The sequence below is a fragment of the Azospirillum endophyticum genome (assembly GCF_016595245.1).
Classification (GTDB): domain Bacteria; phylum Pseudomonadota; class Alphaproteobacteria; order Azospirillales; family Azospirillaceae; genus Azospirillum; species Azospirillum endophyticum.
The window spans coordinates 226,304-240,973 of the sequence record NZ_JAENHM010000044.1; the positions used below are offsets into that span (position 1 = coordinate 226,304).

At 69.1% G+C, this 14,670-nt stretch carries 10 protein-coding genes; 1 reads left to right on the plus strand and 9 read right to left on the minus strand.

Annotation, left to right across the window (positions count from 1 at the left end):
• Positions 1-18 precede the first annotated feature (18 nt).
• The 7 genes from dps to JHL17_RS14420 all read right to left on the minus strand — a co-directional run bounded on the left by dps (position 19) and on the right by JHL17_RS14420 (position 7,725).
• On the minus strand, positions 19-513 hold the full coding sequence (gene dps, locus JHL17_RS14390; RefSeq protein WP_200194163.1) for a DNA starvation/stationary phase protection protein Dps: 495 nt from the start codon (positions 511-513) through the stop codon (positions 19-21).
• A 4-nt stretch (positions 514-517) separates the two neighbouring features.
• A complete protein-coding gene (locus JHL17_RS14395; RefSeq protein ID WP_200194164.1) occupies positions 518-1,516 on the minus strand; it encodes an alpha/beta fold hydrolase in 999 nt (332 codons plus the stop codon).
• Positions 1,517-1,816: 300 nt separating this feature from the next.
• Positions 1,817-2,968 (minus strand): Gfo/Idh/MocA family protein, encoded by a 1,152-nt coding sequence (locus JHL17_RS14400; protein WP_425599610.1) that lies wholly within the window; start codon positions 2,966-2,968, stop codon positions 1,817-1,819.
• 17 nt (positions 2,969-2,985) lie between these two features.
• The gene (locus JHL17_RS14405) at positions 2,986-4,053 is read right to left on the minus strand and encodes a sugar phosphate isomerase/epimerase family protein (protein ID WP_200194166.1); all 1,068 of its coding nucleotides are present in this window, start codon (positions 4,051-4,053) and stop codon (positions 2,986-2,988) included.
• 160 nt (positions 4,054-4,213) lie between these two features.
• Positions 4,214-5,206 carry a substrate-binding domain-containing protein gene (locus JHL17_RS14410; protein WP_200194167.1) on the minus strand — a complete coding sequence of 331 codons (993 nt, stop codon included), beginning with the start codon at positions 5,204-5,206 and terminating at the stop codon, positions 4,214-4,216.
• A 25-nt stretch (positions 5,207-5,231) separates the two neighbouring features.
• Entirely contained in the window at positions 5,232-6,263 is a 1,032-nt protein-coding gene (locus JHL17_RS14415; RefSeq protein ID WP_200194168.1) for an ABC transporter permease, read from the minus strand.
• A complete protein-coding gene (locus tag JHL17_RS14420) occupies positions 6,223-7,725 on the minus strand; it encodes a sugar ABC transporter ATP-binding protein (protein WP_200194170.1) in 1,503 nt (500 codons plus the stop codon). Before JHL17_RS14420 ends, JHL17_RS14415 begins: the two co-directional genes overlap by 41 nt.
• A 367-nt stretch (positions 7,726-8,092) precedes the next feature.
• Between JHL17_RS14420 and JHL17_RS14425 the strand changes: the two genes are divergently transcribed.
• A complete protein-coding gene (locus tag JHL17_RS14425; RefSeq protein ID WP_200194171.1) occupies positions 8,093-9,301 on the plus strand; it encodes an ROK family protein in 1,209 nt (402 codons plus the stop codon).
• A gap of 18 nt (positions 9,302-9,319) precedes the next feature.
• Here JHL17_RS14425 and JHL17_RS14430 read toward each other — a convergent pair whose 3' ends face one another.
• Entirely contained in the window at positions 9,320-11,422 is a 2,103-nt protein-coding gene (locus JHL17_RS14430; RefSeq protein ID WP_200194172.1) for a methyl-accepting chemotaxis protein, read from the minus strand.
• A 366-nt stretch (positions 11,423-11,788) separates the two neighbouring features.
• Positions 11,789-14,365 (minus strand): phosphoenolpyruvate--protein phosphotransferase, encoded by a 2,577-nt coding sequence (gene ptsP / locus JHL17_RS14435; protein WP_200194173.1) that lies wholly within the window; start codon positions 14,363-14,365, stop codon positions 11,789-11,791.
• Positions 14,366-14,670: the final 305 nt, after the last annotated feature.

Below are 14,670 nucleotides of genomic sequence, written 5' to 3' on the forward strand. Positions count from 1 at the left end.
TGACAGTAGAGATGAGGGTCAGCCGGCGGCTTCGCCGGTCACCAGATGGGCTTCGAGCATCCACAGCTGCTTGTCGCACTCGCGCGAGACCTGGGTGAACAGGTCGGCGGTGTCGGCATCGCCCACCCCGGTGGCGGTCTCGATATCGGCGCGGGCGCGGGCGCCGAACTGGGCCAGCGCACCGGCCAGCGCCTTCAAGTGCGCCACGCCGTCCACCGCCTGAAGCGGATACTCGTACAGCGCGCTGCGGGCGGCGGTGGTCTGCACCCGGCCGTCGGCGACATGGCCCAGGGCGGTGATGCGCTCGGCGATCAGGTCGACGAAGCCTTCGACCTCGTCATGGATGCGGTCGAACAGTTCATGGAGCTGCAGGAAGTGCGGCCCCTTGACGTTCCAGTGCGCCTGCTTGGTCTGGGCTTCGAGGTCGAGCGCGTCGGACAGGCGGGCCTGGAGCAGCGCCGCCGCTTCTTTGCGCACCGATTCATGCAGGTCGAGACGGGACAGGTAGGTCATCGGCTCAGCTCCGGATGAAGGCCAGCAGTTCCTCGTTCACGATGTCCTTGTGCGTGGTGCACATGCCGTGCGGCGCACCGGCGACCACCTTTAGCGTGCCCTTCGGCAGAAGCGCGACGGCAGCCTTGGCCGAGGTGGCGATCGGGACGATCTGGTCGTCGTCGCCATGCATGACCAGCGTCGGGACGATCATCTTCTTCAGGTCTTCGCGCTGGTCGGTCTCGGAGAAGGCCTTGACGCACTCGTACTCGGCCAGCAGGCTGCCCATCATGCCCTGCATCCAGAAGCTGTCGATGACGCCCTGCGAAACCTTGGCCCCCGGCCGGTTGTAGCCGTAGAAGGGCGTCGTCAGATCCCGGAAGAACTGCGAGCGGTCGGCCTTCACGCCGGCACGGATGCCGTCGAACACCTCCATCGGCACGCCGTCCGGGTTCCAGTCGGTCTTCACCATGATCGGCGGGATGGCGCCGATCAGCGCCGCCTTGGCGACGCGCGACACGCCGTGGCGGCCGATGTAGCGGGCCACTTCGCCGCCGCCGGTGGAATGGCCGACATGGACGGCGTTCTTCAGCCCCAGCGCTTCGGTCACCGCGGCCAGATCATCGGCGTAATGGTCGAGGTCGTTGCCGAAGCCCGGCTGCGACGACCGGCCGTGGCCGCGGCGGTCATGGGCGATGGTGCGGTAGCCGTGCTGGGCCAGGAACATCATCTGGTCTTCGAAGGCGTCGCCGGTCAGCGGCCAGCCATGGCTGAAGACCACCGGCTGGCCGGTCTGCGGACCCCATTGCTTGACGTAGATCTGGACGCCGTCCTTGGTGGTGACGTAGCTGCCCTGGAGCATGGGTTTGAATCCTTTGGTCTGGTCTTGGCGGACGGCCGTCTTTTCGGCCGCAGCGGCGGCGGGGCCGGCGACCGCTGTCAGCACGCTGCTCCCCGCAACGGCGAGGGCGGCGCTGCCGGAGAGGACCGTGCGGCGGGACGGCTGGAAATCCTGGGTGGTCATGCGAAGTCCATTCGGGGCCGGGCCGGCAGGGCGGCGTCGGCTGTCTTGATGAACGGATATTAGGGAATGGGCGAAGAGGGGGATTGCCTCTTCGGAACCGCTTTTGCCGGTTCTGCGCATTATCCCCTCTCCCCCCCGGGGAGAGGGTCAGGGTGAGGGGGGCGCATTGCGAGGATCAGGGGGATGAGCGGCGCCTCGCACACCTTGCAAAGCCAAGAGATGCATCCCCCTCACCCCGACCCTCTCCCCGGGGGGGAGAGGGGGATTCTGGTGGGTTACGGGTCGGTGAAGGTCGGGGAACTATCCCGCCAAAGACACCCACGCGGCATCGCGGCGGCTGGACTCCACCGCGCCATGGATGAAGCGCACGCCGCGTACGCCATCCTCCACCGTGGGCAGGGGCACGTCGGCCGGAGCCGGGCGGCCGTCCAGGCGGGCGGCGATGCGGTCGGCGGCGTCGCGGTAGATCTGGGCGAAGCCTTCCAGATAGCCTTCCGGATGGCCGGCGGGAGTGCGCGAAATCGCGCTCGCCGCCGGCAGGCTCCCGGCACCGGCACGCAACAGGGTGCGGGTCGGCTCGCCCAACGGAGTGAAGCGCAGTTCGTTGGGCTGCTCCTGCTGCCATTCCAGGCCGCCGGCCTCGCCGAAGACGCGCAGGCGCAGGCCGTTGGTGGTGCCGGGAGAGACTTGGCTCGCCCACAGCATGCCGCGGGCGCCGCCGTCGAACCGCATCATGATGTGAGCGTTGTCGTCCAGGCGCCGGCCGGGCACGAAGGCGCTCAGGTCGGCGGCGAGCGCCGTGCAGGTGAGGCCGGTGACGAACTCCGCCAGATGGAAGGCGTGGGTGCCGATGTCGCCGATGCAGCCGGCGATGCCGCTCTGCGCCGGGTCGGTGCGCCAGGACGCCTGCTTATTGCCGTTGGCCTCCAGGTCGGTCGCCAGCCAGTCCTGGGCATATTCAGCCTGTACCACCCTGATCCGGCCGAGCATGCCCGACGCCACCATGGCGCGGGCCTGCCGGATCATCGGATAGCCGCTGTAATTGTGGGTCAGCACGAAGACGAGGTCGCGGTCGCGCACCAGGGCTGCCAGCTCCTCCGCCTCCTCCACCGTATGGACCAGCGGCTTGTCGCAGATGACGTGGATGCCGGCCTCCAGGAAGGCCTTGGCGGCGGGATGATGCAGATGGTTGGGCGTGACGATGGCGACCGCGTCGATGCCGTCGGGGCGTGCCGCTTCCGCCGCCGCCATCTGATGGAAATCGTCGTAGCGGCGGTCGGGCGCCAGGTATAGCTCCGCTCCGCTGGACCGCGCCCGTTCCGGGTCGGAGGACAGGGCGCCGGCGACCAGTTCGTAACGGTCGTCGATGCGGGCGGCGATGCGGTGGACCGCGCCGATGAAGGCACCCTGGCCGCCGCCGACCATGCCCAGCCTCAAGCGTCTCGACGACACGGGTGCTCGATCCACGCTCATGATGCCCCTTTCCCCAGACCGAGAATCCGGCGGTTGGCCGCCTCGTCGGTTCCGGCATCGGCGAAATCGTCGAAGGCGCGGTCGGTGACGCGGATGATGTGGTCCTGGATGAAGCGGGCGCCCTCGGCGGCCCCCTGTTCCGGATGCTTGATGCAGCATTCCCATTCCAGCACCGCCCAGCCGTCGAAGCCGTATTGGGTCAGCTTGGAGAAGATGCCGCGGAAATCGACCTGCCCGTCGCCCAGCGAGCGGAAGCGCCCGGCCCGGTCCTTCCACGGCGCATAGCCGGAATAGACGCCCTGCCAGGGGGTCGGGTTGAACTCGGCATCCTTGACGTGAAACATGCGGATGCGGTCGCGGAGCACGTCGATGTATCCGAGATAGTCCAGTTGCTGGAGCACGAAATGGCTGGGGTCGAACAGGATGTTGCAGCGCTCATGCCCGCCGACCCGGTCGAGGAACATCTGGAAGGTCGTGCCGTCGAACAAGTCCTCGCCGGGGTGGATCTCGTAGCAGAGGTCGCAGCCGGCCTCGTCGAAGGCGTCGAGGATCGGACGCCAGCGCTTCGCCAGCTCGTCGAAGGCGGTTTCGATCAGGCCGGGCGGGCGCTGCGGCCAGGGGTAGAGATAGGGCCAGGCCAGCGCGCCGGAAAAGGTGGCGTGGGCGGTCAGGCCGAGATTGGCCGACGCCTTGGCGGCGAGGTGCAGCTGTTCCACCGCCCAGGCCTGCCGGGCGTCGGGGCGACCGTGGACCTCCGCCGGGGCGAAGCCGTCATAGAGGGCGTCGTAGGCGGGATGGACGGCGACGAGCTGGCCTTGCAGATGGGTCGACAGCTCGGTCAGTTCGACGCCGGCATCGGCCAGCGTACCCTTGACCTCGTCGCAATAGGTTCGGCTGGTCGCGGCTTTTTGCAGGTCGAACAGGCGGCGGTCCCAGCTCGGGATCTGCACGCCCTTGAAGCCCAGGCCGGCAGCCCAGCGGGCGATGCCGTCCAGCGAGTTGAACGGGGCGGCGTCGCCCGCGAACTGGGCGAGGAAGATCGCGGGGCCTTTGATGGTCTTCATGGGTCTGGCTCCCTGATGCGGGGAGGAGTCGGCTGGCGGTTGCCGCCACCTAACCTCCCCCGCTGGGCGGGGGAGGGACTGCCGCCGAACGCCGACAAAGCTCCAATTCCCTCCCCCGCCCAGCGGGGGAGGGTTAGGGTGGGGGCTAACGTTGCAAGGATCAGTACGGCGAATCCGGGAAGTAGAACTCCTTGGCGTTCTCCTTGGTGATCAGCGACGACGGGATGATGTAGGTCGCCGGCAGCTTGTCGCCCTTCAGGCGCGCCTCGGCGGTCATCTTGATGGCGTCGTAGATGAACTTCGGCGAATAGGACACGTCGGCATGGATCAGCGGGTTGGAGCCGTCGAGGATGGTCTTCACCATCGTCTTGGACCCGGCACCGCCGAACACCTCCTTGATGTCGGTGCGCTTGGCCTGCTCGATCGCCTTCAGCACGCCGAAGGCCATGTCGTCGTCGGCGGCCCAGACGACGTCGATGTCCTTGAAGCGGGTCAGGAAATCCTGCGTTACCTTGAAGGCGTCGTCACGGTTCCAGTTGGCGTATTTGCCGTCGAGGATCTTGATGTCGGGATGCTGCTTCAGCACGCCGGTGAAGGCCTCCCAGCGCTCGTTGTCGAGCGTGGTCGGGATGCCGCGCAACGCCACGATGTTGGCCTTGCCGTTGTACTTCTTCGCGATGTATTCGGCCGGAATGCGGCCGAAGGCGGTGTTGTCGCCGGCGATGTAGGCGTCCTGGGCGCTCGGATCGGTCAGGCCGCGGTCGACGACGGTGACGTAGACGTTCTTCTTCTTGGCCTGCAGCACCGGCTGGGTCAGGGCGGCGGATTCGAAGGGGAAGATCACCAGCGAGTCGATCTTGGTCACCGTCACCAGATCCTGAAGCTGGTTCGCCTGTTCCGGCGCGCCGCTGGCGGTCTTGACGGTGATCTTCAGGTTGGGATGGGCCTTTTCCAGCTCCGCCTTCGCCTGGTTGGCCCACCAGACGATGCCGCCGGTGAAGCCGTGGGTGGCGGCAGGGATGCTGACGCCCAGCTTCACCGTGTCCGCCGCGAAGGCGACGCCGCCCAGGGCGCCGGCAAGCGCGACCGTCGCGGTCATGGCAAGGCCGGCACCCAGGACGAGACGACGGGAATAACGCGCAACTTCCGACATGACGTTTCTCCTCCTCATGTTGTTTTTACGGGCGCCGGCGCTGCAGGAAGGCGACGGCGATGATGACGCAGCCCTGCACCGCCGCGTTCAGGTAGACGCTGATGATGCTGGTCAGGTTCAGGATGTTGCTGATCACCGACAGCAGAACGGCACCGATCACCGTCCCGGCGATTCGCCCCTCGCCCCCCTTGAAGGAGGTGCCGCCGACGATCACCGCGGCGATGGCCTCCAGCTCCCACAACAGTCCGGTGGTGGGGGAGGCGGAGCCCAGCCGCGGCACGTACAGCACCGTGGCGATGCCGACGCAGACGCCGAGCAGGCCGTAGGTCAGCAGCTTCACCCGGTCGACATCCACCGCGGCGAAGCGCGCCACCTGCTCGTTGGAGCCGATGGCCTGGACATAGCGGCCGAAGGCGGTGCGGTTCAGCAGCACGGCGCCCGCCACCGACACGGCCAGGAAGACCCAGACCGGCACCGGGATGCCGAGCAGGCTGCCGTAATAGACCGGGCCGTAGGCGTCCGACAGGTCGTTGTCCAGCGTGATGGCACCGCCGTCGGCCAGCCAGGTCAGCACGGCGCGGAAGATGCCGAGCGTGCCCAGCGTGACGATGAAGGGCTCGATCCGCCCGCGCGTGATCAGATAGCCGTGCGCCAGCCCGAAGCCGCCGCCCAGCAGCAGCGCGAACAGCATGCCGAGCGCCACCACGGCGACCGGCGAGCCGACCGAGCCGGCCAGCGCGTTCATCAACAGGATCATGCCCCCGGCGATCAGCGCCGCCATCGACCCCACCGACAGGTCGATCCCGCCGGAGATGATGACGAAGCACATGCCGATGGAAATGATCCCGATGAAGGCCGTGCGGGTCAGCACGTTCATCATGTTGTCCCAGGTGGCGAAATCCGGGTTCAGCGCCGTGCCGACGACCAGCAGCAGGACCAGCCCGACGACCGGACCGAAGCGATGCGGGTCGAAGCGCCGGCTCGCCTTGCGCGGCGCCGCGCGGTCGCCCCGGGCCTCAGTGGTGGGTGTGGGTGCTGACTTCGGTCCCGATGGCATGGGCAATCAACTCCTCTTCGCTGAGCCGGTCGGCGGGCACGGTCGCGCTCACCCGGCGCCCGCGCATCACGATCACCCGGTGGCAGAGCCCGATCAGTTCGATCAGTTCCGATGAAATCACGATCACGCCGCGTCCTTCGGCGGCCAGCCGCGCGATCAGGAAATAGATGTCCCGCTTGGCGCCGACATCGACGCCGCGTGTCGGCTCGTCCAGGACGAAGACGCGGGGGTCCGGCTCCAGGAACTTGGCGATGGCCAGCTTCTGCTGGTTGCCGCCGGACAGCGACGATGCCGTGCCCTGCGGATTGCCGCGGATGCCGAAGCTGGCGACGGCCTGTTCCAGCGCCCGCTCCTCCGATGCCGGCGACAGCAGCGGGTGGGCGTGGTGGCGCAGCGTCATCAGGGTCAGGTTCTCGCGCAGGCCCATGCCGACATGCAGGCCCTTGCCCTTGCGGTCCTCGCTGAGATAGGTCAGCCCGTTGCGCATCGCCTCGCGCGGGTTGCGCAAGACGACCGGGCGCCCTTCGATCTCGACGGTTCCGCCGCTGCGCGGGCGCAGGCCCAGGATGCCCTCGAACAGTTCGGTGCGGCCGGCGCCGACCAAGCCGGCGAAGCCCAGGATCTCGCCGGGATGGAGGTCGAAGCTCACATCCTCCGCCCAGCCGGGAACGGTCAGGCCGCGCACCGCCATCAGCGGCTTGCCGATGGCGGGACTCTGCTTGTCGGGGAACATGTCGGTCAGTTCGCGCCCGACCATCAGCTCCGCCATGCGCTGGCGCGGCGTCTCGGCGGTGGGGGCGCGGGCGACGAAGCGGCCGTCGCGCATCACGATCACCTCGTCGGTGATCCGCTCGACCTCGTCCAGCTTGTGGGAAATGTAGACGATGGTGACGCCGTCCCGCCGCAGCCGGTCGATCAGGCCGAACAGGCGGTCGCATTCGGACGGGGTCAGGCTGGCCGTCGGCTCGTCCATGATCAGCAGGCGGGCGTTGCGCAGCTGCGCCTTGGCGATCTCCACCAGCTGCTTCTCGGCGACGATCAGGTCGCGCACCTTGCCGTCGGGATCGCCCTCGAAGCCGACCTGGCGCAGTGCCTGGACCGCCCGTTCGCGCATCGCGCGGTCGTCGAGCAGCCAGCCGCGCCGGATCTCGTGGCCGAGGAACATGTTCTGGGTGACGGTGAGATCGTCGGCGAGGCTGAGTTCCTGGTGGATCAGAACGATGCCGCGCTTCTCGGCGTCACGGGAGTTGCGGAAGGTCACCGGCTCGCCGTCGATGCTCAGCGTGCCGGAGGTCGGCGCGTGATAGCCGGCGAGAATCTTCATCAGCGTCGATTTGCCGGCGCCGTTCTCACCCAGCAGCCCATGCACCCGGCCCGGATTCAGGTCGAAGCCGACGCCGTGCAGCACCCGCACGGGTCCGAATTCCTTGGTGATGCCATCGAAGGCGACATGCAGGCTCATGGCTCCGCACCCCCTGACGGTTTTCCCACCGGCCGCAAGCCTGCGGCGGGATGGATACCGTCCATGACGTTTCTCCCACTGCGAAGCGTGTCGCCCCTGAAGACGCCGCTTCGTTCGTTGGGCGGATGGTAAGCCCATCGCTTTGGACAGACAATGATCGACTTCGAACATAAATTGGCAAAAGTGGGCAGGGTATGGTAGGGGTGAGGTTGGTGCTGGCTTTGAATGCCCCCACCCCGACCCTCCCCCGCTGGGCGGGGGAGGGAGGCAGGAGCTTTGTCGGCGCTCAGCAGCAGTCCCTCCCCCGCCCAGCGGGGGAGGTTAGGTGGGGGTCTAACTCCCGCAAAGTTCGGAAAGGCACTCGTCGATGGTTGACTGGCAACGTCTGTCGGACGGCGAGCGCGCCCTGCTGGAGCGGCTGTTCTGGGCCGGCGGGCTGTCGCGCGGCGAACTGGCGGCGTCGGTCGACTTCTCCAAGAGCAAGGCCAACCTCGCGATCTCCAGCCTGATCGGCCGCGAGCTGATCGAGGAGGGCGGGGTGCAGCCATCCTCGGGCGGCCGGCGGCCGGAGGTGCTGCGGTTGAGCCATCGAATGGGGGTCCTGGCGGGGATCGACATCGGCGCCACCAGCATCGACGTGGCGCTGCTCGCCCCCGACATGACGGTGCTCGACCACCGCTCCGAACCGGTCGACGTCCGCGACGGGCCGGCGGCGGCGTTCGAACGGGTGCGCGACCTGCTGCGCGAGGCGCGGGACCGGCTGGGCATCGGGCCGGCGCGGGTGCTGGCGATCGGCGTCGGCGTGCCGGGGCCGGTCGCCTTCGACAGCGGCATGCTGGTCAACCCGCCGCTGCTGCCGGGTTGGGAGACCTTCTCGATCCGTGAATTCCTGGCGGAGGAGTATGCCGCCCCGGTCTTCGTCGACAACGACGTGAACATCATGGCGCTGGGCACCCACTGGCGCCTACGCGGGCAGTTCCAGAACTTCCTGGTCATCAAGATCGGCACCGGCATCGGCTGCGGCATCATCTGCCACGGCATGGTCTATCGCGGGCGGGACGGCTCGGCGGGCGACGTCGGCCATATCTGCGTCGATCCGCAGGGGCCGGTCTGCCATTGCGGCAATGCCGGCTGCGTCGAGGCGATGGCCGCCGGCCCGGCCATCGCCCGCATGGCCGAAGAAGCGGCGCGGAATGGGGAAAGCCCGCGGCTGATGGATCTGCTGGACCGCAACGGGTGTCTGACCACCGTCGATCTCGGCAATGCCAGCCGGGCGGGCGACGCCGCGGCCAACGCCATCGTCCAGCAGGCCGGCGGCCATATCGGCCGGATGCTGGCGGCGGTGGTCAATTTCTTCAACCCGTCGCACATCTTCATCGGCGGCGGCGTGGCGCGGATCGGGCCGCTGCTGCTGGCCTCGATCCGGCAGAGCGTCTATCAGCGCTCGCTCGCCCTCTCCACCCGGCATCTCGACATCCGGGATGTGCCGGAGGTGGCGAGCGCCGGGGTCATCGGGGCGGCGGTGATGGCGGTGCAGGAAACCATGCTGGCCGGGGCGGGGCAGCGGCGCCCCTGACCCGCTGCCGCACGCGGATTACGCGGCCCGGACGGCGGTGATGAAGGAGGTGACCTCGCCGCGCAGGGTTTCCGCCTCGCGCGCGAGGCTGCAGGCGGCGTCGAGGACCTCGGTGGCGGCGGAGCCGGTCTCCAGCACCGCATGGTTGACGCCGACGATGGTGGAGGAGACGGCGGTGGTGCCGCGCGCCGCTTCCGTCACGTTGCCGGCGATGTCGCGGGTGGCGGCGCCCTGCTCCTCGATGGCGGCGGCGATGGTGGTGGTGATCTCGCTGATGCGGCCGATGGTCTGGCCGATGCCGTGGATGGCGTCCTGGGCGCCGCCGGTCGCCTGCTGGATCTCCTTCACCTTGGCCTGGATCTCGTCGGTGGCGCGGGCGGTCTGGCTGGCCAGCGCCTTGACCTCGCCGGCGACGACGGCGAAGCCCTTGCCGGCCTCGCCGGCGCGGGCCGCCTCGATGGTGGCATTCAGCGCCAGCAGGTTGGTTTGCGCCGCGATGCTGTTGATCATCTCCACCACATGGCCGATCTGGTCGGCCGCCTCCACCAGCGTGCGCATGGTGGCGTTGGTGCGTTCGGCCTGGGTCACCGCCTCGCCCGAGATGCGGGTGGAGGCGGCGATCTGGCGGCCGATTTCCAGGATGGAGGCCGACAGCTCCTCCGTCGCCGAAGCCACCGTCTGCACGTTGGCCGACGCCTGCTCGGACGCCGCGGCGACGGCGGTGGCCTGCTCGCTGGCGAAGGTCGCCGTGGTGGACATGGTGCCGGCGGTGCCCTGCATCTCGGTGGCGGCCGACGCGACCGTCTCCACGATGTGCATGGCCTTGGCGTCGAAATCGCGCATCAACCCTTCCAGCCGGCTGGCCCGCGCCTCCTTGGCCGCCTGGTCGCGGGCCTGCTCCGCCGCCAGACGGTCGGCGGTCAGCATGCTGTCGCGGAAGATCGTGACGGTCGCCGCCATGCCGCCGATCTCGTCGGCGCGACCCAGGCCGGGGATCGTCACCACCATGTCGCGGTCGGCCAGCCGGCGCATCGCCTCGGTCATCGAGCGGATCGGGTCGCTGACCCGGCGCTTGGCGACGATCAGTCCGGCGACGGTCAGCAGGATGGCGGCCAGCACCAGCAGGCCGGCGATGGTGGCGTCGCGCGTCGCCCGCGCCGCCTGTGCCTCGGAACTGACGACCATCCGATCCACCGCGGCCAGCGCGGCATCGACGATGTAGCCCTGGCTGGCGGTGTCCTGCCGGCGCAGGGTGCCGATCTCGACCGGCGAAGGCCGGCCCTCGGCCAGGGCGGCGAGCACCGCCTTGCGCTGGTCGACCAGCGAGCCTTCGAAATTCACTTTGGCTTTCTCGACCGCTTCGCGGATGGAGTCCGGCGTGTCGGGGCGGGATGCCGATTCCCTGACCAGCGCCCAGGCCTGCCCGGTGCGGCCGATGGCCTCGGCCACCGCCTGCGCATCGGCCGGGGTCCAGTCCTGCCCGGTGGCGACCGCGGTCTGGATGCGCAGCGCCATGCCACCGGCATTCAGCCGGGCGTTCCAGGCGGCGCGCTTGATGCCCAGCAGATGGTCGACCATCGGGTCGGCCAGCTTCAGCGAGCCGTCCAGCAGGTCGGTGGCGGCGGTCAGCGCGTCGAGATAGGCCACCGGCGCCGTCGCCCAGGCCTCCGCCACCGACGGATCGCGCGAGGCCTTGCGCTGGCGGACCGCGCCATCGGCCTTGCGGCGCAGATCGGCGAGCGCGTCATGGGTGGTGCGCAGCCTGTCCACCGTCGCCGGCAGCCCGGGCAGGTCGAGCCCTGACAGCTTGGCGGCGACGGCGGCATGGCCGGCCTCCGCCGCCGCGCGGTTGGCGGCGATGTCGCGGAGTTCGGCGTCGCCGGCCGGTTCCTCCGCCCCCAATGCCGGACCGACCAGACCACGCTCCAGCCGGATCGCCAGCAACGTGCGCAGCAAGTCGCGACTGGTCTCGCTGAGCGTGGCGACGCGGTGGGCATCGCGCATGCGGCCCACCACGTCGACCAGCGTGTGGCTGCTGGTGGCGATCAGCAGAAAGCCCAGCGCGGCGACGACGAGTCCGAGGGTGGCGCGGATCGACAGCCGCGAGAGGAGCGTGATCATGGTCGATTCCTCTTTGTGCGAAGGGTTCAAGCCCAAATGCGCGGCGCGGCGCCTTGAGACCGCCACAAGCCCCTTGCGGGACGAGACGGCGGCGGCATCCCTTCAATTTTGATATATTAATATGTTAATACGGGCGACATTGAGAAAGCAGGCATTTTCAAAGCGTGGATCAAAATGCCGCAGCAGGCAGGCCAAAGACTGCCGGCAAATTTAGAGAGAATTTTAAAAGAAACGGCGCCGCAGGAAATCCCGTGTTCTTGTCCAGCAGCGGTCCATTGCGGTCCCACCGGAAAACGGGGTCCTGACAAGACGAAGGCCGGTCCGCCCGACGAGGGGTGAACCGGCCATTTCTTCGACCAGCCGGCGTCAGATCGCCGGCCAGGTCTCCGCCACCAGACGGCGGACCTCGTCGGCGCTGTCGGTGGCGAGAGCCGCTTCGGCGACGCGGCGGCAATCTTCCAGGCGCAGGGTGCGGATGAAGGCCTTCAGGTCGGCGATCACCGCCGGGGTGGCCGACAGTTCGGTCACGCCAAGCCCGATCAGCAGCGGCGCCGCCATCGGGTCGGAGGCGGAACCGCCGCACACCGCCACCACCCGCTCATGGGTCTTCGCCCCCATCACCGCGAGGCGGATCAGCCGCAGCACGCCCGGATGCAGCGCGTCGAGCTGGGCCGCCACATGCGGGTTGCCACGGTCCATCGCCAGCACATACTGGGTCAGGTCGTTGGTGCCGATGGACAGGAAATCCGCCACGGCGCCGATGCGGTCGGCGATCAATGCGGCCGACGGCACCTCGATCATCGCCCCCAGCTCGATCGGTTCGGCGCGCCCGAGCCTTGCCCGCTCCTCGTCCACCATCGCCCGCACCGCCTGGAGTTCGGAGGGCGAAGCGATCATCGGCACCATGATGCGGCAGACGCCGGCCGGCTTCACCCGCAGGATGGCGCGGATCTGCGCGCGCAGAAGCTCCGGCTCGCGCAGGCCGACGCGGACTCCGCGCAGGCCGAGCACCGGGTTCTCCTCCTTCGGCAGCGGCAGGTAGGACAGCGGCTTGTCGCCGCCGACGTCCAGCGTGCGGATCACCAGCGGCCGGCCTTCCAGCGCGTCGGCGATCTGCTGGTACTGCTGGTATTGCTCATCCTCGGTCGGGGCGGACTGGCGTTCCAGGAAGAGGAACTCGGTGCGCAGCAGCCCGCAGCCCTCCGCCCCCTCCAGCACGGCACCCGGCGCGTCGCTGACCCGGCCCAGATTGGCGAACACCTCGATCCGGGTGCCGTCGGCCATCCGACAGTCCTCGCGGGAGCTGCGGCGGTTCTCCTCGCGACGCGCGGCGCGGGCGGTGACCGCCGTCCGAGTGGCCGCCAGAGTGTCTTCCGGCGGGAAGACCAGCAATTCGCCGCGGTTGCCGTCGATCACCACCGGTGCGCCCTCCGGCACCCGCTCCCCCTGCCGGCCCAGCGCCACCACGGTGGGCACGCCGATGGCGGCGGCCAGAATGACGGCGTGGGAGGTCGGGCCGCCATGCACCATGCCGATGCCGGCCAGCCGCCCGGCCGGAACCCCGGCGAGGTCGGAGGGCAGGATCTCGTCGGCCAGCACGATGCTGCCGGCCGGCAGATCGGCCAGCCCGACCTCCGGCGCCTTGCCCGACAGGGCGGCCAGCACCTGCTGTTCCAGGTCGCGCAGGTCGGCGGCGCGCTCGGCCATGCGCGGGTCGGCGAGGCCGGCCAGCGCATCGGCCTGGAGGCGCGCCGTGCGCTGCCAGGACCATTCAGCGCTCTTGCCGGCGCGGATATCGGCGAGCGCGCCGTCCAGCAATTCCGGGTCGTCGAGCAGCTCGCGGTGGGCCTGGAAGATGGCGGCATGGTCCGGCATGCGCTGCGCCGATTGTGTCAGGCCGGCGATGACGCGGTCGAGCGCCTGACGCAGCCGCGGTTCCTCGACTTGCCCGCCGGCGCCCTGTTCCACCACCCGCAAGCTGCTGCGGAAACGGCGGACGACGGTGCCGACCGCCTGTCCCGGAACGGCGATGGTGCCCTTCAGCAGAACCTCTTCGCCGCGGGCGAAGGGCGGACCGACATCCTCCTCCGCGGACGGCTTGGCCGGCGCCGTGGTGGTGGGCGCAGCAACCGGCGTGGCCTGGGTAGCGGCGCCGGCGACGACCGGATCGCCGAGCCCGCCCTCGATCAGCACGGCGATGCTCTCCGCCATGTCCTGGGCACCGGGGCCGGTTGCGCGCACCGTCAGCCGGTCCCCGAGTACGGTGCCGAGTCCCATCAGCGCGACGACGCTCTTTGCGTTCGCGCGGCGGTCGCGGCAGTGGATGGTGACGGTTCCGGGATAGGCCTTGGTCGCGGCCACGAGGGCGGCAGCCGGCCGGGCATGCAGCCCGCTGGCGATGGGTAGCACGGCGGTCCGCTCGCCGGTTTCTCCCTCGCCCAGGTCTTCCGAGTCGGGGCCAGCGACGGGGAGCGACGCATCGCCGCCGCCGCCATGGACGGTCATCGCCGCGTCGCCGGCGGCGATCTCGCGGTTCACCGACTGGCCGTCGACGGTGAAGCCGTCATTCACCACCACCATCATGCTGACCAGGCTCTGCGCCCGGCTTCCCACCAGATCCATGTCGAAGCTGATCAGGCGGTCGCCGGTCTTCACCGCCTGCCCGTCGCGGACATGGGCGGTGAAGCCCTCGCCGTTCAAGCCGACGGTGTCGACGCCCAGATGCAGCAGAACCTCCGCCCCGCTGGCGGTGCGGACGGTGCAGGCATGGCGCGCGCGGTGGACCGACAGCACGGTGCCGTCGCAGGGGCTGCGCAGCTCGTTCACCGTCGGGTCGATGGCCATGCCGGTTCCGACCAGCCCCTGGGCGAAGGCGGGGTCGGGCACTTCAGTCAGCGGCATGGCCCATCCGGCCAGCGGAGCCGCAAGCGTGATCGCGGTCATGATTGTCTGGTCCTCATTCTTAACGCTTCGGCCCTGAGGGGCGCTCTCGCGTCGGACGCCGGCGATCCTCGCACGGATGCCGGATCGTTTGTATGCGCGCAGACGCCGCATAGCCCAAGCGCAGTTCCCGCTATAGATTAGCGAAAGTTCCTGTCCGGGGAAGGCGGGAGCCTGCGGCCAATCCGCGCTTCCGGAAGCGCATCGGGGATAAGCCGCAAGCCCGCGAGCCGCCCCATTCCGCCTATGTCGTGAAACCTGCCCGCGGTCCGGGCTGTATTTCCGTCGAGGGCCGACGACGGTGCTGC